The organism is Citrobacter sp. S55_ASV_140 (assembly GCF_018919505.1).
GTDB classification, from domain to species: Bacteria; Pseudomonadota; Gammaproteobacteria; order Enterobacterales; family Enterobacteriaceae; genus Citrobacter; species Citrobacter werkmanii.
The window spans coordinates 1-17453 of record NZ_JAHLQZ010000027.1 but is presented as its reverse complement, the minus strand read 5'-3'; the positions used below and the strand labels follow the sequence as shown (position 1 = coordinate 17453).

Annotated in this window: 19 protein-coding genes; 12 read left to right on the top strand and 7 right to left on the bottom strand. The window is 55.9% G+C overall.

All coding sequences use genetic code 11. The features are described from left to right. Positions 1-20 precede the first annotated feature (20 nt). Positions 21-653, bottom strand: a complete 633-nt coding sequence (gene crp / locus KQJ18_RS06945; protein WP_000242758.1) for a cAMP-activated global transcriptional regulator CRP — start codon at positions 651-653, stop codon at positions 21-23. Positions 654-961: 308 nt separating this feature from the next. Here crp and KQJ18_RS06940 point away from each other — a divergent pair, with 308 nt between their 5' ends. Further along, positions 962-1366, top strand: coding sequence for an OsmC family protein (locus tag KQJ18_RS06940; RefSeq protein ID WP_006687378.1), 405 nt, complete (start codon positions 962-964; stop codon positions 1364-1366). Positions 1367-1412: 46 nt separating this feature from the next. Here KQJ18_RS06940 and KQJ18_RS06935 read toward each other — a convergent pair whose 3' ends face one another. From KQJ18_RS06935 to KQJ18_RS06920, 4 genes are all read right to left on the bottom strand, one after another. Beyond that, on the bottom strand, positions 1413-2282 hold the full coding sequence (locus KQJ18_RS06935) for a phosphoribulokinase (protein ID WP_003827751.1): 870 nt from the start codon (positions 2280-2282) through the stop codon (positions 1413-1415). Between the two features lie 53 nt (positions 2283-2335). After that, positions 2336-2554, bottom strand: a complete 219-nt coding sequence (locus tag KQJ18_RS06930) for a YheU family protein (protein ID WP_003023615.1) — start codon at positions 2552-2554, stop codon at positions 2336-2338. After that, positions 2551-3573 carry a hydrolase gene (locus KQJ18_RS06925; protein ID WP_038634798.1) on the bottom strand — a complete coding sequence of 341 codons (1023 nt, stop codon included), beginning with the start codon at positions 3571-3573 and terminating at the stop codon, positions 2551-2553. The genes KQJ18_RS06930 and KQJ18_RS06925 overlap by 4 nt, the downstream gene beginning before the upstream one ends. 81 nt (positions 3574-3654) lie before the next feature. Continuing rightward, entirely contained in the window at positions 3655-4374 is a 720-nt protein-coding gene (locus KQJ18_RS06920) for an NUDIX domain-containing protein (protein WP_038642914.1), read from the bottom strand. A 190-nt stretch (positions 4375-4564) separates the two neighbouring features. Here KQJ18_RS06920 and prs point away from each other — a divergent pair, with 190 nt between their 5' ends. The 10 genes from prs to mdcH all read left to right on the top strand — a co-directional run bounded on the left by prs (position 4565) and on the right by mdcH (position 14189). Then, positions 4565-5425, top strand: coding sequence for a ribose-phosphate diphosphokinase (prs, locus tag KQJ18_RS06915; protein WP_216421719.1), 861 nt, complete (start codon positions 4565-4567; stop codon positions 5423-5425). 14 nt (positions 5426-5439) lie between these two features. Beyond that, entirely contained in the window at positions 5440-6930 is a 1491-nt protein-coding gene (locus tag KQJ18_RS06910; protein WP_216421717.1) for a nicotinate phosphoribosyltransferase, read from the top strand. A 197-nt stretch (positions 6931-7127) separates the two neighbouring features. Continuing rightward, entirely contained in the window at positions 7128-8783 is a 1656-nt protein-coding gene (gene mdcA, locus KQJ18_RS06905) for a malonate decarboxylase subunit alpha (protein ID WP_038634792.1), read from the top strand. Beyond that, positions 8783-9643, top strand: a complete 861-nt coding sequence (locus tag KQJ18_RS06900) for a triphosphoribosyl-dephospho-CoA synthase (protein WP_216421716.1) — start codon at positions 8783-8785, stop codon at positions 9641-9643. Before mdcA ends, KQJ18_RS06900 begins: the two co-directional genes overlap by 1 nt. A 17-nt stretch (positions 9644-9660) precedes the next feature. Further along, complete coding sequence (gene mdcC / locus KQJ18_RS06895) at positions 9661-9960, top strand: malonate decarboxylase acyl carrier protein (protein WP_216421715.1); 300 nt, start codon at positions 9661-9663, stop codon at positions 9958-9960. Then, positions 9953-10786 (top strand): biotin-independent malonate decarboxylase subunit beta, encoded by an 834-nt coding sequence (locus tag KQJ18_RS06890; RefSeq protein WP_038634789.1) that lies wholly within the window; start codon positions 9953-9955, stop codon positions 10784-10786. The genes mdcC and KQJ18_RS06890 overlap by 8 nt, the downstream gene beginning before the upstream one ends. Next, positions 10786-11586, top strand: coding sequence for a biotin-independent malonate decarboxylase subunit gamma (gene mdcE / locus KQJ18_RS06885; RefSeq protein ID WP_069323819.1), 801 nt, complete (start codon positions 10786-10788; stop codon positions 11584-11586). The genes KQJ18_RS06890 and mdcE overlap by 1 nt, the downstream gene beginning before the upstream one ends. Positions 11587-11712: 126 nt before the next feature. Then, positions 11713-12672 carry an AEC family transporter gene (locus tag KQJ18_RS06880; RefSeq protein WP_065356474.1) on the top strand — a complete coding sequence of 320 codons (960 nt, stop codon included), beginning with the start codon at positions 11713-11715 and terminating at the stop codon, positions 12670-12672. Between the two features lie 3 nt (positions 12673-12675). Beyond that, a complete protein-coding gene (locus KQJ18_RS06875; RefSeq protein ID WP_038634780.1) occupies positions 12676-13296 on the top strand; it encodes a malonate decarboxylase holo-ACP synthase in 621 nt (206 codons plus the stop codon). Next, positions 13293-14189 carry a malonate decarboxylase subunit epsilon gene (gene mdcH, locus KQJ18_RS06870; RefSeq protein ID WP_121529633.1) on the top strand — a complete coding sequence of 299 codons (897 nt, stop codon included), beginning with the start codon at positions 13293-13295 and terminating at the stop codon, positions 14187-14189. The genes KQJ18_RS06875 and mdcH overlap by 4 nt, the downstream gene beginning before the upstream one ends. A gap of 90 nt (positions 14190-14279) precedes the next feature. Here the strand turns inward: mdcH and KQJ18_RS06865 are convergent, their stop codons facing one another. After that, positions 14280-15212, bottom strand: coding sequence for a LysR family transcriptional regulator (locus KQJ18_RS06865; RefSeq protein WP_069323833.1), 933 nt, complete (start codon positions 15210-15212; stop codon positions 14280-14282). 16 nt (positions 15213-15228) lie between these two features. Next, the gene (locus KQJ18_RS06860) at positions 15229-17130 is read right to left on the bottom strand and encodes an ABC transporter ATP-binding protein (protein WP_085048984.1); all 1902 of its coding nucleotides are present in this window, start codon (positions 17128-17130) and stop codon (positions 15229-15231) included. 132 nt (positions 17131-17262) lie between these two features. Between KQJ18_RS06860 and KQJ18_RS06855 the strand changes: the two genes are divergently transcribed. Then, a partial coding sequence (locus KQJ18_RS06855; RefSeq protein WP_216421714.1) for an NAD(P)H-dependent oxidoreductase occupies positions 17263-17453 on the top strand: 191 nt, incomplete at its 3' end.

Below are 17453 nucleotides of genomic sequence, written 5' to 3'. Positions count from 1 at the left end.
AACGCGCCATTTCGATGGGATTAACGTGTGCCGTAAACGACAATGGTCTTACCGTGAGCGGAGATCAGGTTCTGATCTTCCAGCATCTTCAGAATACGACCAACGGTCTCACGGGAGCAGCCAACGATCTGGCCGATTTCCTGGCGGGTGATTTTAATCTGCATACCGTCCGGGTGAGTCATCGCGTCAGGCTGTTTTGCCAGATTCAGCAGAGTCTGGGCAATACGGCCGGTGACGTCGAGGAAGGCAAGGTTGCCTACTTTTTCAGACGTGACCTGCAGGCGACGAGCCATCTGAGAAGACAGGCGCATCAGAATATCCGGGTTGACCTGGATTAATTGGCGAAATTTTTTGTAGGAAATTTCAGCGACTTCACATGCGGTTTTGGCCCGTACCCAAGCGCTACGTTCCTGGCCTTCTTCGAAGAGGCCTAATTCACCAATAAAATCGCCCTGATTCAGATAAGAAAGGATCATTTCTTTCCCTTCTTCATCTTTGATCAGCACTGCCACTGAGCCTTTAACGATGTAATACAACGTTTCCGCTTTTTCACCCTGGTGAATCAGCGTGCTCTTCGATGGGTACTTATGAATATGGCAATGAGACAAGAACCATTCGAGAGTCGGGTCTGTTTGCGGTTTGCCAAGCACCATGCGCGGTTATCCTCTGTTATAAGCTGTCTCCAGAGCCAGAAAACGACGCTGCCTCTGGGTTTGCAAAAATGTGCTTCCCGCTACCTGGGAAGGGGGCTACTAAAAATATACTGCAGCCTGTAATGTGATGTCCTCTGCATACATGCAGTACGTCAATGTATTACTGTAGCATCCCGACTGTTTTAGCATAGCTTTCGCCGTGTGTCTCCTGGTGTCTCGCTTCAGCATGACGCAGGTCGCCTTCCGTTGCGAGAATTGTTATGTACGCGTAATCTGTCAGGAAAATTGAAACATTGGAGTTACGAAATATGCAAGCGCGTGTAAAGTGGGTTGAGGGGTTAACCTTTCTCGGTGAGTCCGCCTCTGGCCACCAAATTTTGATGGACGGTAACTCCGGTGATAAAGCGCCGAGCCCGATGGAAATGGTATTAATGGCTGCAGGCGGTTGTAGCGCCATCGATGTGGTGTCGATCCTGCAAAAAGGGCGTCAGGATGTGACCAACTGCGAAGTGAAACTCACCTCTGAGCGCCGTGAAGAAGCGCCGCGTTTGTTTACCCACATTAATCTGCATTTCATCGTCACCGGCAACGATCTGAAAGAGGCGTCGGTCTCCCGCGCCGTCGATCTCTCGGCGGAAAAATATTGTTCCGTGGCATTGATGCTGGAAAAGGCGGTGAATATTACCCACTCCTATGAAGTGGTTGCTGCGTAATACGTGATGCCCGATAAGCGTAGCGCCGTCGGGCACATCCCGTACCTCACTCTATCTTTTTACCTTCCATCAATCGCTGGACCAGCGGCAGCATAATCAATTCCATCGCCAGACCCATTTTGCCGCCAGGTACGACTAATGTATTGATGTGGGAAATGAATGAGCCTTGCAGCATGGCCAGAAGCCACGGAAAGTCGATCCCTTCCAGATTACGAAAATGAATGACCACAAAGCTTTCATCCAGCGACGGAATGCTCTTGGCGGCAAAGGGGTTTGAGGTATCGACGGTGGGTACGCGCTGAAAGTTAATGTGCGTACGGGAAAACTGCGGCGTGATGTAATTGATGTAATCGTCCATTGAGCGCACAACCGAGTCCATCACCGCTTCACGCGAGTGTCCACGCTCGCTGGTATCGCGGGTCAGTTTCTGGATCCATTCCAGGTTAACGATCGGCACTACGCCGACCAGAAGGTCGACATGCCGGGCCACATTTTGCTGTGGGGTGACGACGCCGCCGTGTAGCCCTTCATAGAACAGGACATCCGTCGGTTCAGGCAATGGCTGCCAGGGGGTAAACGTTCCCGGGACCTGGTTCCACGGTACGGCTTCATCGTAGGTGTGCAGATATTTACGCGACTGACCTTTTCCCGTCTGGCCGTATTCAATGAAGGTTTGTTCCAGCAGACCAAAGTCATTGGCTTCGGGCCCGAAATAACTGATATGTCGCCCGGCATCGCGCGCTTTGCGAATCGCCATATCCATTTCCGGACGGGTATAGCGATGAAAACTGTCACCTTCCACCTCGGCGGCGCGCAGATTTAGCTGCGCGAAAATTTTACGAAACGCGAGGCTGGTGGTGGTGGTCCCCGCGCCGCTGGATCCTGTTACCGCAATCACCGGATGTTTGGCAGACATAACAACTCCATGAATAGGTTGATTTTTTATTATAGTCAGCCGTCGGCTACGAATTACTCGTGAATCTGCTTCCTCGGCATGATGTTGACCGTTTCATGCAGTTCGGACCACACCAGGACGGCTTCACCTGATTGTAGTTGGCGTTTGACGTCGGCGACTTTTTGTTCGAGCGAACGTTCATGTTCACCATAATCGGTACCTTCGCGCAAGACAAAGCTTTCAATCAGATTGTCCAGCGCGTCCGGGGAGATGTCTTGCCAGGGGATAATCATGATGACGCCTCCAGATACGTTGTCAGCCAGTCGGGAATTCTGGATTCCAGCCACATCTCAGGGCGGCGCACTGTGCCGCCAATAAATCCGACGTGTCCGCCGTGTTCAGTCAACTGATACTCCACCTGCGAGGGCAGGTTTTCCGGTTCAGGGATCACGTGATGATCCATAAATGGATCGTCCTTGGCATGGATAATCAGCGTCGGTTTGGCGATCTGATTAAGCAATGGCATGGCGCTACACTGGCGGTAATAGTCTATAGCATCGGCAAAACCGTGGATTTTGGCAGTGATGAGATCGTCAAAATCACGAATGCGACGCAGGGATTTCAACTGGGTCAGACTCACCGGCAACGAACCCGGATAGGCCTGTAGCTTACGCGAGGCGTTAGCTTTCAACAGATTGAGCAGATAGCGCTGGTAGACGCGTGAGAACCCCTTCTCCATATGGTAACTACAGGCTTCCAGCACGAAAGGCGCAGAGACAATAACCGCTGCATCAATGGGAATATCGTTGCCTTCTTTGGCCAGCAGGCAGGCCAGCATGTTCCCGCCGAGTGAATAGCCGACCGCCGCGGTCGGCACACGACCAAGCTCGCGTTCCAGCCAATGTAAAAACCAGGTGCCATCTTCTGTTTCACCAGAATGATAAATACGGTTGAGACGATTTGGTTCGCCGCTGCAGCCGCGAAAATGCATCACCACGCCCAGCCAGCCGCGCTTTTGCGCTGCCTCAATCAGGCCATGTGCGTACGGGCTGTTCAGACTGCCTTCCAGACCGTGAAAAACCACCAGGCGCGGTTTGTGCTTCGCCTGTTGCGGATCTTCACTCCATGCCAGATCGACAAAGTCACCGTCGGGTAATTCCAGACGCTGCCAATGGGCGTCGAACTTCACCTTGCGGCGAATTAAACGCGGCAGCATTGTCTGCAAATGGCGGTTACTGATACCGCGCATAGGGCGGAATTCTCGCGAATCATCAGTAGGTGGGATCATTTCTGTGGACGTGATTTCAACCATAACACCAGAGCAATTAATAATCGGAAAGAATAACTATACCGCGCGCAGCGCTTGCGGGTTAGCCAATATGTGATTTTGTCGCTAGTCAGTCAGCAGGTTACGCGAGAAAAAATGAAAATCGACGTCGGGCTTTCGTCGCCACAGGCGAGCTTTACGCGTCCCTGTCGCTACGCTTTCTCCGGTATCTTCAAACATTCCTGACGCTTCAAAGCGGCGAATCAGACTTTTACGCTGGATCGACTGACCGAGGATCACCTCGGTGGCTTCGAGCAGTTGCCCATGGGTAAATGTCTCCGGCAAGCAGTATACGGGCAGTAGTGAGTACATCGTTTTTTGCCGCAAGCGATGCAGGGCCGCCGTAATGATGTCTCCGTGGTCGAACGCGAGTGAATAATTTTTCAGCTCATCAACCGGCACCCAACGGGCATTGCTGACGCTGGCGATGTGCGGCGCACAGTCTACCCAGGCGATAAGCGCAAACCAGGCGACTGTCAGACTCCAGCCGCGCGGGTCGCGATCCGGGCCGGAAAAAGTATCCAGTTGTTCCAGCCACGAAGGCAAAACCCCTGTTTTTTCAGTGAGCTTGCGCAGCGCTGTGGCGCGAGTGGAGTCATCGCGCGCGATATCAATGAAGCCACCTGGTAATCCCCAACGCCCTTTTTGCGGCTGGTTTGCTCGTTCAACCAGTAATACGCACAGCGCCTGTTGATGCAGGGTAAACAGCACGCTATCGACCGTCACCAGTGGTGTGGGAAAGCGGCGGGCATCGTATTGATTCAGGTAGTCGGCTTCGGTGGTCATAAGGTACTCACGATGATTTGCAACGCCCACAAGTGTACCAGCCCAATACCGGGGGGCAAGGTTCGTTTTTTCTTATTATTTATCAGTTGTTTATGCGATGGCCTAAAAATAATGCATTTGTGCTTGCTTTATATGTGTCCTAAGGACATTATTAATTGTGTCGAAGGGACACAATTAAGGGGTGAGCGTGATGAACATAAAACTGACACTAACGTTGGATGACCAGGGCTACGGAGTGACACACGGTGTTTTTCCTGATGGCGCCGTCTGGTTGAAGGTTACTGAAGCATTACCACCCTTTGCTCGCCTGATGCGCATTCGTGCGACGGCGATGCGCGATATGAACGACTTTATGCTGTTGGCGCAACTGGTGGAGGCGGTTCGCCATCAAACGGATGTGCTGGTCAGTCATCTCGAACTTCCCTGGTTACCATGGGCTCGTCAGGATCGCCATATGGTGGTGGGTGATAGCTTTGCGCTGAAAGTCTTTGGCAGCCAGCTTAATACGCTGCAGTTCGATAGGGTGAAGGTGCTCGATCCGCACAGTGACGCGGCGGCGGCAGCTATCAATAATTTTCTGGCGATTTCACAAGAGACTTGCCTGCTGCACAGCGCGACCTTGCAGCGGCAGTTCCGACAAAAAGCGCTAATGCTGGTCGCCCCCGATGCCGGAGCACTGAAGAAAATTGATGCCGTTGCCAGAGCGGTCGGTGTAGCGGAGTACGCCGTCCTGAGCAAAAAACGCGATGTGGCAAGCGGCAAGCTGACGGGATTTGCTTTAGTCGCCGGAGACGTCAGGGGCCGGGATATGCTGATTGTTGACGACCTGTGTGACGCTGGCGGTACGTTCATTGGTTCTGCGCAGGTACTCCGTGATGCAGGTGCCCGTAGCGTCAACCTGTATATCACCCACGGTATTTTCTCTAAAGGCGTTGAACACCTGTTTGCGAACGGTATTGATGCTATCTACACCACCACCTCTTTCGCAGCCCCGACGCTGGAACATCCGCAGCTTGAGCTTATCGACATTGACGCGATTTACCGCGCCTGAGGGAGATACTGATTATGAAAATGAACCCGATTCTGGCTATCGACGGCTACAAAGTTTCTCACCGCGTACAGTATCCCCAAGGAACCAGCCGCGTGTATTCCAACTTTACCCCGCGCAGCGATCGCTTTTTCTCCTCGCCGTTGGCGGACGGCAAACTGGTGTTTTTTGGCCTGCAAGGTTTTCTGCAGTGGTTTCTGGTTGATTTGTTTAACGAGGCATTCTTTGCCCGTCCGGAAGACGAGGTGGTCAGCGGATACAAACAGGTCATGGACAGCTATCTCGGCAAAGATGCGGTAGCGGTTGATCATATCCGCGCCCTGCATCAGTTGGGCTATCTGCCGTTGCACATCAAAGCGCTGGATGAAGGCAGCAAGGTGCCGATGGCGGTGCCCGTTTTAACTATCATCAACACCCAACCTGAGTTTTTCTGGCTGGTGAATTACCTGGAGACCGTGCTGTCGGCAGAACTGTGGAAGGCGTCAACAAACGCCACCATTGCTCATCACTATCGTAAAATTTGCGCGCGCTGGGCACAGAAAACCTGTAGCGACCTGACGCACCTCGACTTCCAGTGCCATGACTTTTCATTTCGCGGTATGGCCGGATTGCAGGACACCATGCAGGCGGGCAGCGGCCACTTGTTGAGTTTTAAAGGCACTGACAGCATTCCGTCGCTTCTCTACGCTCGGGATTATTATACCGACGGCGAGCCCTATTTTATCGGCGCCAGCATTCCGGCGACCGAGCACAGCGTGATGTGTATGGGGGAGCGTGAGCATGAGATTGAAACCTTCCGCCGCCTGATTGCCGATCTCTACCCGCAGGGATTTGTGTCGATTGTCTCTGATACGTGGGATTACTGGCAGGTACTGACGGAGTACACCCGCGAGCTGAAGAACATCATTCTGGCGCGCGAGGGACGGGTGGTTTTCCGCCCGGACAGCGGTAATCCGGTTGAGATCCTGTGCGGTACTGGCGCGGATGAGGATACACGAGCCGATCGTACGGCACAGGAGAAAGGCTCTGTGGAGGTGCTGTGGGAGATATTTGGCGGCACGGTTAACGCCAAAGGCTACAAGGTGCTCGACCCACATGTGGGGCTAATTTATGGCGATTCCATCACCCTTGAGCGGGCGAATGAGATCCTGCGCCGCCTGGAAGCGAAAGGATTTGCCAGTTCAAATGTGGTGTTTGGCGTGGGTTCTTTTACCTATCAGTACAACACGCGCGACACCTTCGGTTTTGCGATGAAGGCAACGTGGGGCGAAGTCGACGGCAAGGGTCGGACGATTTTTAAAGAGCCGAAAACCGATAACGGCTTAAAGCGCTCGGCCCGTGGGCTGCTTCGCGTAGTACGTGATGAGCAAGGAGAATTGCGTCTGCATGATGAACAAACCTGGGAGCAAGAGCAGGAAGGAGAGCTGAAAACCCGTTTTCTCAACGGGAAGTTGTTTAACCGTGAGCACTTTGAACAGATCCGCCTGCGCCTGGCGGCACAAAGCTAGTTTTCCCCAAGCGGGTAGCGTTACCCGCTTCCTCCTCCCTCCCGGCGTGAATTGATCATCGTCACAAATGGTTACTTCAATTATTACTCTCAAGCTAATGATTCTTTCCTACGCTTAATTGATGACTTTCTCACCAGGGTGCACACTCTTTCCAGTGTTAAGCAATCAAAATGATTAGCTGAATCAGGAGGTTAATAATGTTATCTGGGCAAACGCCAGCACGAGTCTGGAACACCCGCCGCACGGAAAAACAGCGCCGTCTGGCTTCCGTTCCGGTGCAGGGTAAGGTGCTGCCGACCGCAGACCTGACCGCGATGCTGGAAAAACTGATCGCGCCGGGTGACCGCGTGGTATTAGAAGGGAATAACCAGAAGCAGGCAGATTTCCTGTCCCGCATGCTGGCTGAAGTCAATCCGCAGATTGTGCACGACCTGCATATGATTATGCCAAGCGTCGGGCGTAGCGAGCATCTGGATATCTTTGAAAAAGGCATCGCCCGCAAGCTGGACTTCTCCTTCTCCGGTACCCAAAGCCTGCGTATTTCGCAGCTACTGGAAGATGGCCAACTGGAAATCGGCGCCATCCACACCTACATCGAACTCTATTCCCGTCTTTATGTTGACCTGGCCCCGAACGTGGCGCTGATTGCCGGTTATAAAGCTGACCGTAAAGGTAACCTCTACACCGGGCCGAGTACCGAAGATACCCCGGCGCTGGTGGAAGCTGCTGCATTCCACGACGGTATCGTCATCGCACAGGTGAACGAGCTGGTGGACGACGAATGCGACCTGCCGCGCGTGGATATTCCGGGTTCCTGGATTGACTACGTGGTTGTCGCCGACAAACCGTTCTTTATCGAACCGCTGTTTACCCGCGACCCACGCCTGATCAAACAGGAACACATCCTGATGGCGATGATGGCGATTAAAGGCATCTACGCGGAACATCAGGTACAGTCGCTGAACCACGGTATCGGCTTCAACACCGCGGCGATTGAACTGTTGCTGCCAACCTACGGTGAACAGCTCGGTCTGAAAGGCAAAATCTGTAAGCACTGGACCCTGAACCCGCATCCAACGCTGATTCCGGCAATTGAGAGCGGCTGGGTAGAAAGCGTGCACTGCTTCGGCGGCGAGTTGGGGATGGAAGAGTATATCCGCGCCCGCCCAGACATCTTCTTTACCGGTTCCGACGGCTCGATGCGTTCTAACCGCGCCTTCTGCCAGTTGGCTGGCCAGTACGCGGTAGATATGTTTATCGGCTCCACCCTGCAGGTTGATGGCTACGCCAACTCCTCCACCGTGACCCGCGGCCGTCTTTCTGGTTTCGGCGGCGCGCCAAACATGGGTCACGACCCGCACGGTCGTCGTCATGCAACGCCAGCCTGGCTGAATATGATCACCGAACCAGACCCAATGCAGCGCGGTAAAAAACTGGTGGTGCAGATGGTCGAAACCTTCCAGGCGGGCGTGAAGCCAACCTTCGTCGAAAAACTGGACGCGGTTGACGTGGCGAAAGCCTCCGGTATGCCGCTGGCACCGGTAATGATCTACGGCGATGACGTAACCCACGTGCTGACCGAAGAGGGTATCGCCTATCTTTACCGCGCCAAAGATCTTGAAGAGCGCCGTGCGATGGTGGCTGCGGTTGCAGGGATCACCGATATCGGGCTGGGCGTTGACGCTAAACGCGTTGCCGAACTGCGTCAGAGCGGCAAGGTGGTCTATCCGGAAGATATGGGCATTCGTCGTACCGATGCCACCCGTTCGCTGCTGGCAGCCGGTAGCGTCGCTGACCTGGTGGAATGGTCCGGCGGTCTTTACAACCCACCTGCGAAATTCCGGAGCTGGTAATGAAACTTCTGCCCCAGATTCAGGTTGAAGGCGGTGCCGAGTGGCTGGCGCGAACCGCCACGCAGTGTCTGATTGACGAAGCACGATTAAGCCCGAAACCCGGTCTGGTGGACAGTCGGGGGAACGGCGCGCACCACGATCTTACGCTTTCGCTAATGGAGCGCTCCGCACATAGCCTGACCCCCACGTTTCAGGCGCTGGCGCAGCAAAGCTGGCAGCGTCCAGCGGATATTGCGCTCAGACAAACCATAGGGCGACTCGGCCGTGAGGGCGAGCAGCAGATGATGGCCGCGACCCACGGCGTGAATACCCACCGCGGCGCGATTTGGGCGCTGGGGTTGTTGGTGAGCGCCGTTGCGATGCACGGTGGTGCCGATGGCGCGCAGCAGATAGCCGCTACCGCAGCGGAACTGGCGAAGCTGCCGGATGACGCAGCGCCGAAGGTGTTCAGCAAAGGGCTTCGCGCAACGCATCGTTATCGTGTACCGGGCGCTCGTGAAGAAGCTCAGCAGGCGTTTCCGCACGTGATGCAGCGCGCTCTGCCGCAGCTGCGTTTAAGCCGCCTGCGCGGTAGTAGCGAGACGCACGCGAGGCTGGATGCGCTGATGGCCATCATGACCTCGCTGACCGATACCTGCGTACTTTCTCGTGCCGGGCTGGAAGGGCTTGATGCCATGCAGGACGGCGCGCGCGCCGTGTTGAATGCAGGCGGCAGCGCGCACCCGGCGGGTCAGGCGGCATTAGCGGAACTGGATAGCCAGATGCTGGCGCTAAACGCCTCGCCGGGCGGCGCGGCTGACCTGCTCGCCGCCACGCTATTTCTCGATCGCGTCGAAATCACGTCGAATCGCCGTATTTAAAGCATTAAGAGGATGTTATGGAACACATTACGTTAACCGTACCGGCCAGCCGCACCTTAAGCGGCAAAGCGCTGGCAGGCGTTGTGGGCTCCGGGGATATGGAGGTGTTATTCACCGCCGACCAGGGCCAGACGTTAACCATTGATATCACCACTTCCGTCGATAACAGCCGCAGCCGCTGGGAAGCGCTGTTCAACCGTCTGCAGACGGTCAGCAGCCTGCCTGCGGGCAAACTGACCATCCATGACTTCGGTGCGACGCCGGGCGTGGCGCGCATCCGTATCGAACAGGTTTTTGAAGAGGTGAGCTATGCGTGATGACCGCAGTTTTATCGAATTAAAAGCACGCCAGCGTGCGCATGCGCTGCTGGATGAAGGCAGCTACCGTGAACTGCTCGACCCATTTGAAGGCGTGATGTCGCCGTGGCTCGGCGCACAGGGCATTGTTCCACAGGCCGATGACGGCATGGTGGTGGCAAAAGGCACCATCAATGGTAAACCGGCCGTTGTTGTAGCGATTGAAGGCGCGTTCCAGGGCGGCAGCATGGGCGAAGTGTCCGGTGCCAAAATGGCAGCGGCGCTGGAGCTGGCGGCGGAAGATAACCGTAACGGCATTCCTACTCAGGCGGTACTGAGCCTGGAAACCGGGGGGGTTCGTTTACAAGAAGCGAACCTCGGTCTGGCGGCGATTGCCGATATTCATGCGGCGATTGTGGATCTGCGTCGTTACACCCCGGTGGTTGGCATTGTGGCCGGTACTGTGGGCTGCTTCGGCGGGATGTCCATCGCGGCGGCGCTGTGTAGCTATCTGATTGTGACCCGCGAAGCGCGTCTCGGCCTGAACGGCCCGCAGGTAATCGAACAGGAAGCCGGGATTGAAGAGTATGACTCCCGCGACCGTCCGTTCATCTGGAGCATGACCGGTGGTGAAGTTCGCTACGAAAGCGGGCTGGTAGAAGCACTGGTCAACGACGGTGTGAACGCGGTGAAAGCCGCCATGAACGAGGCGCTGGCGAAAGGCGTTCCGGCAAAACATCGCACCGATAATTACGACTGGTATCTCGACCGCCTGAGCCATTTTGATACCCGCAAACAGGCCGATTCAGAACAGATTAGAGCGCTCTTCGCCCGGGAGGTGAAATGATGAGTAACGTAATTAGCCGTGGCGAATTATGGCTGGAAACGCTGGCGCCAGGCGCCAAACGTATTGCAGGGCTGTGCCCGTCCGTACAGGCCGCTGATGGCGAGCTGAACGGTGAAAACGTGCGCTTTATCGCCGTCGTTCCGGATGCCCATAACCACTATCCGCGCGCCACTAAAGGTGAAGTCGGTCTGCTGGAAGGCTGGTGGCTTGCGAAAGTTGTCAGTGAAACCATCGCCGCCGATGCCGATAAAGCCGTCAAGCGCCCGATCGTGGCGGTGATTGACGTCGCCAGCCAGGCCTATGGTCGTCGTGAAGAAGGCTTTGGCATTCATCAGGCGCTGGCTGGCGCGGCTGCGGCGTATGCCAATGCGCGTCTGGCAGGCCACCCGGTGATTGGTCTTATCGTCGGTAAAGCGATGTCCGGGGCATTTCTGGCGCACGGCTACCAGGCAAACCGTCTGATCGCCTTCAACGATAAAGGCGTACTGATTCACGCGATGGGCAAAGAGTCCGCGGCGCGCATTACCCTGCGTACCGTTGAGGCGCTGGAAAAACTGGCGGCAACCATTCCGCCGATGGCCTATGACATCAGCAACTACGCCACCCTGGGCCTGCTGGAAAACCTGCTGGATATCAGCAACCCGGATGCCCCATCCGCACAAGACCTGGCGCTGGTGAAAAACACCCTGCAACAGGCCATCAACGACGCGCGTCAGGACCCTACGCTTAAAAGCCGTCTGGGTGCCGACAATCGCCGCAGCTCTGCCCTCGTACGCGAACGCATGCGAGCAAGCTGGTAAGTAAAAAAAGAGACCTGCCGGATGTACGGCTCCGCGGGTGCAGTGACTGCACCCGCGTGGGTCGCTGCATCCGAAAAATAACAATCATCGCGTCAGTGCTACTTCTTTTAAGATTACAGGTGAAATATGACTTACGTAATTGTTCATGCTCTTGCTCCGATTTTCGTCATCATGTTGCTGGGATTCTGGGCCGGGAAGGCCAAAATGGTCGATAACAAGAATGTCTCCCTGCTCAACATCTTTGTGATGGACTTTGCGTTACCCGCAGCGCTGTTTAGCGCCACGGTACAAACGCCGTGGGCCGGTATCGTGGCTCAGTCACCGCTGATTGTGGTGTTGACGCTGGCGATGTGGATTACCTATGCCGCTATCTACTTTATGGCGACCAAAGTCTTCAAGAAATCTCCACAGGATGCCGCCGTGCTGACCCTGACCGTTGCGCTGCCAAACTATGCCGCGCTGGGTCTGCCGATTCTGGGTAGCGTGCTGGGTGAAACCTCTTCCACCTCGCTTTCCGTTGCCGTTTCCATCGCCTGCGGTTCCGTACTGATGACACCGTTCTGCCTGCTGATCCTCGAACGTGAAAAAGCGCGTGCTGAAGGCGGTAACACCGGCTCTACGCTCTCTATGCTGCCAGTACTGATGTGGCGTTCGATTAAAAAGCCAATCGTAATGGGCCCACTGTTGGGGGTTATCCTTTCCGCCATTGGTATTAAAATGCCGGAGCTGGTGCTGGCGGCGATCAAACCGCTGGGTCTGTCTGCTACTGCGGCGGCGCTGTTCCTGACCGGTGTGATCCTCTCTGCGCGTAAACTGCAAATCAATACCGTGGTGATTACTTCCACCATCGCTAAGTTGCTGATTCAACCGGCTATTGCCTGGGGTATCGTGCTGATTTTCGGCCTGCATGGTTCCGTGGCTATCACTGCCATCCTGATGATTGCATTGTCCGCGGGCTTCTTCGGCGTGGTGTTCGGTAACCGCTTTGGCGTGCAGTCTCCAGATGCAGAAGCCGTGCTGCTGTTGAGCTCTGTACTGTGTATCCTGTCGCTGCCGCTGTTTATCTCGCTGACTTCAGGAATCTAAATCATGAGCACAACATTACGTCCACACGATCTTATCTGGCTGAACGCACGCGACGCGCTCGAGGATGTCACGGAATCATGGGTGGATACCGTCTGGCATAGCGGTCTGCCGGTGGTCGTGCGGCGTGATGTTGATGCGCAGGGGCGTATTCCCGTGGGCGTCCGCGGGATGAAGCGCGACCAGCGCGCCGCCGGTTGGGTGAAAGCGGAGGCGGTCGTTCGCGTCTGCTCGCCGGAATCGCTGGTGGACCCGCAGACGCTGCTGCGTTCGCCCTTTATCTCTCAGCCGCCGCTTCAGGTGGCTTTATTATTGGCCCAGCAGTCGTGGCCGTGGACGTGGGGCATTACCGGGAGTACCGGCTATGCGCTGGCGACCGGGATCCCGGTGATCCATGCGGCAAGCGATCTGGATCTGCTGATCCGCGCGCCTCAGCCGCTCTCCCGACAAGCGCTGGAGAAGTGGCAGCAGCAGCTGACGGGCGAACTGTGCCGGGCAGATACTCAAGTGGATACTCCGCGCGGCGGCTTTGCCCTCAATGAATGGCTGCGTGATGGAAAAGCGCTGTTAAAAACCTCAAAGGGGCCGCAACTGGTGCGCGATCCGTGGGGCAGGGAGGAGTCATGAAAATTCTGTTTACCTTCCCGGGGCAGGGGACACAGCACGAAGGTATGCTGCAAAACCTTCCGGGGGCGGAGCTCGCTCAGGCGCGTGAAGTGCTGGGCGCAGAGGTGGATACGCTGGATAGCCCTGAAGCGTTGAAACATACCCGAGCCGTTCAACTGTCTCTGCTGATTGCCGGCGTTGCCTGGGCGCGTGAGCTTGAACGTCGTGGTGTCGCGCCTGATATCCTCAGTGGACTCTCCATTGGCGCGTACCCGGCGGCGGTGGTTGCCGGTGCGCTCGATTTTGCCGATGCGCTGACGCTGGTGGCGCTGCGCGGTGACTTAATGGAGCAAGCATACCCACATGGTTACGGCCTGACGGCGATTATGGGGCTAACGTTAAATCAGGTGGAAAGCCTGGTGGCAGACAGCGAAACCTATATTGCCAACCTGAATGCCGAAACGCAGATTGTGATTGCGGGTACCGATGAAGCGATGGCGGAAGTGGCAAAACGCGCGATGGCCAAAGGGGCCAGTAAGGCTTCTCGTCTGGCGGTGAGCGTGCCGTCGCACTGTGAACTGCTGGCCGAGCCCGCGCAAAAGCTGGTTGAAGCGTTTAGCCGCGTGACGCTTTCCCGTCCGCGCTATGCCTACCTGAGCGGCAGTACCGGGCGCGTGCTGTGGCAGCCGGAGCGTATTGCTGACGACCTGGCGATGAATATGGCACGTACGGTACGTTGGCAGGAGGCGGTGATTTCCGCTAACGAACGTGAAGCGCGGCTGGCGATTGAAATGCCGCCCGGTGGCGTACTGACCTGCTTAACGCGTCAGGCGGCGTGGGAAGGGGAGTCTATTTCTCTGGAGCGCAGCGGCGTCGATGTTGCCGTGCATCTGGCGAAACGCCTTCGTGCGTGATGTGATTGCCCGATGGCGCTGCGCTTATCGGGCCTACGGCTCGCACCTGATGTAGGCCGGATAAGACGCGAAGCGTCGCCATCCGGCGATTCAGGCGTTCTGGTTCAGCGTCCTGGCGTACATGCGCCCTTCGGCGGCCAGCGCTAACAGGCTTGGGTCGCGCTCGCGGTTGCGGGCAAAGACAATCGCGATAAGCTGCTGCATCTGATAGGGCTCAGCCAGTTTTTGCAGCTTCACGGTATTCTCATACATTTTCTTCATTCGCCCCGGCATTAAACAGAAACCCACCCCTGCCTGTACCAGACTGAGCATGGAGAAGATGTCGTTTACGCGGGTAACGATTTCAGGCTCAAACCCGGCGATATGAAATGCTTCCTGAAAACCGGCGTAGGTGGCAAATCCTTCCGCCAGCGAGACAAATTTCTCATTGCGATAGTGGCGCAGGTCCGCCTTCATGGTGGCGTCCAGCGTAGCTGACATCGGTGCGGCGAGGTAGATATCGTCGTGGAACAGGGGCAGCACTTCGAGGCTGTTGCGGTCGATTTCGCTTTCGGAAATGGAGATGAGGATGGCGTCCAGCACGCCGTCTTCCAGCATCTTCAGCAGCGCTTCGTTGGAGCCCATGGTGAGATCCAGCTCCAGGTCAGGTCGGCGCAGCTTCATGCCCATAATCAGGTGCGGTACCGTCTCCAGCGTCAGTGAGTAGAGCGTGCCAACGCGTAAACGGCCCTGACCCACGCCTGCCGTTTTGCGCGCCTCTTCCAGCCCGCGTTCCATCAATTGGGTGACTTCCTGGCAGTACTCCAGCAACGTCCACGCTGCGGGCTGGGCGATAAGATTACGCCCTTTGTGAACGAACAGCGGGCAACGAACGTTCTCTTCCAGCGTATGCAGCGCGCGGTGAACGCTAACGCCGCTGATGTTCAGCGCCTCGGCGGTGCGGGCGATGTTACCCTTCTCCATAAAGGTCATGAAGATGCTCAGCTTGCGGAAGGTAATATCGTTGGTCGTCAGCTGATTCATCATCGTCTTCCCATCGTTAGTCGGCCAGCATCTGTTCGAGTTGTTCCTGCGCATCCAGCCAGGCCATTTCACACTCTTCCAGCCCGGATTTTGCATTCGCTTGCTGCTGCAAACAGGCAGTGAGTTCGGCTTTGCGACTTTGATCGTAGAGTTCGCTATCACCGAGTTTCTCTTCCGCCTGCGCCAACTGCGCCTGTAGTTTCTCCATCTCTTTTTCCAGACGGGTGATCTCTTTGCGCAGCGGCTGCGTCAGGGTGCGGAGTTCAGCTTCGCGACGCTTCTGATCCTTACGCGCCTGGGCGCTGTTCACGCTCTCCTTCGCCGGTTCGTCGCTCTGGTTTTCCTGTTTCTGCACATCGCTCAGCCATTGTTGATAATCTTCCAGATCGCCGTCAAACGGCTCGACTTTCTTGTCGTGCACCAGATAGAGGTCGTCGGTAGTGGAGCGAATCAGATGACGGTCGTGCGAGACCACGACCAGCGCGCCTTCGAAATCGATCAGCGCTTCGGTCAGCGCCTGACGCATATCCAAATCCAGGTGGTTAGTCGGTTCATCAAGCAGCAGCAGGTTCGGGCGCTGCCAGACGATCAATGCCAGCACCAGACGCGCCTTTTCACCACCGGAGAAGCGGGCGGTCTGTTCGCTGACTTTATCGCCCTGAAAGCCGAATCCGCCGAGGTAGTCGCGCAGTTTCTGCTCCAGTTCCTGCGGCGCCATGCGCGCCAGGTGCTGGATGGGCGATTCATCGGCACGTAAAAACTCCAGCTGATGCTGCGCGAAGTAACCCAGTTTAATGCCTTTGGCGAGACCAATTTCACCGCTGATGGGGGCCAGTTCACCCGCCAGCAGCTTAATCAGGGTTGATTTACCCGCACCGTTACGACCGAGCAGGCCAATGCGTGAACCCGGCACCAGATTCAGTTTGATCGAATCGAGAATGACGCGATCGCCATAGCCGGCGCTGACCTTTTCCATCTTCAATAGCGGGTTTGGCAGGCTTTCCGGTTGACGGAAGCTGAAGTGGAACGGGTTGTCCACGTGCGCCGGGGCAATGAGCTCCATACGCTCCAGCATTTTGATACGGCTCTGCGCTTGCTTTGCTTTGGTTGCTTTAGCGCGGAAACGATCGATATAGCTTTGCAGGTGCGCCACACGCTCCTGCTGACTTTCGTACATCGCCTGTTGCTGCGCGAGGCGGGTGGCGCGCTGGATTTCAAACGCGCTGTAGTTGCCGGTGTACTCGAACATGGTTTGCTGTTCGATATGAATAATTTTGTCCACCACCGGGTCGAGGAAGTCGCGGTCATGGGAAATCAGAATCAGCGTGCCCTGATAGCTTTTCAGCCATCTTTCCAGCCAGATCACCGCGTCAAGATCGAGGTGGTTGGTTGGTTCATCAAGCAGTAGCAGGTCTGAACGGCAAATCAGCGCCTGCGCCAGGTTAAGACGCATACGCCAGCCGCCGGAAAAATCGCTGACCGGACGTTCAAGCTGTTCATTGGAGAAGCCGAGGCCATGCAGCAGGCTTGCCGCGCGTGAGCGTACGGTCCAGGCGTCAATGGCATCCAGCTTGCCATGGACGGTGGCAATGGCGTGTCCATCGTTACGTTCGTTGGCATCGTTCAACTGCGCTTCCAGTTGACGATACTCGCGGTCGCCGTCAATCACGTACTCCAGCGCGGGCTGTGGCAACGCAGGCGTTTCCTGATTCACCCAGGCGAGCTGCCAGTTTCCCGGATAGGTAAATCCTCCGGCGTCAGCGCTGAGTTCATTTTTCAGCAATGCCAGCAGAGTAGATTTACCGCAGCCATTTTTGCCCACCAGGCCAACTTTCTGCCCTGGATTAATGGTGGCCGTGGCATTGTCCAGCAAGACGCGCACGCCGCGACGAATTTGTAACGATGAGAAAACAATCATAAGGCGCCGTATGTTCAGACTATGTTAATTTATCATTATGATAATGTAATGTGTGGGCCGTTTGCCGCACTGAGGCGCCATGGTAGCCCAAAACGTCGAAAATAGACAAAAGACAAAACCGGGAGGGGGATGATGTTCCAGCCAGCGAAAGTGTTGCTGCTGTATGCCCATCCGGAATCTCAGGACTCGGTCGCGAACCGGGTTCTGCTTAAACCGGCCATGCAGCTCAGTAATGTGACCGTGCACGATCTTTACGCGCACTATCCTGATTTTTTCATCGACATTCCGCATGAGCAGGTGCTGCTGCGCGAGCATGATGTGAT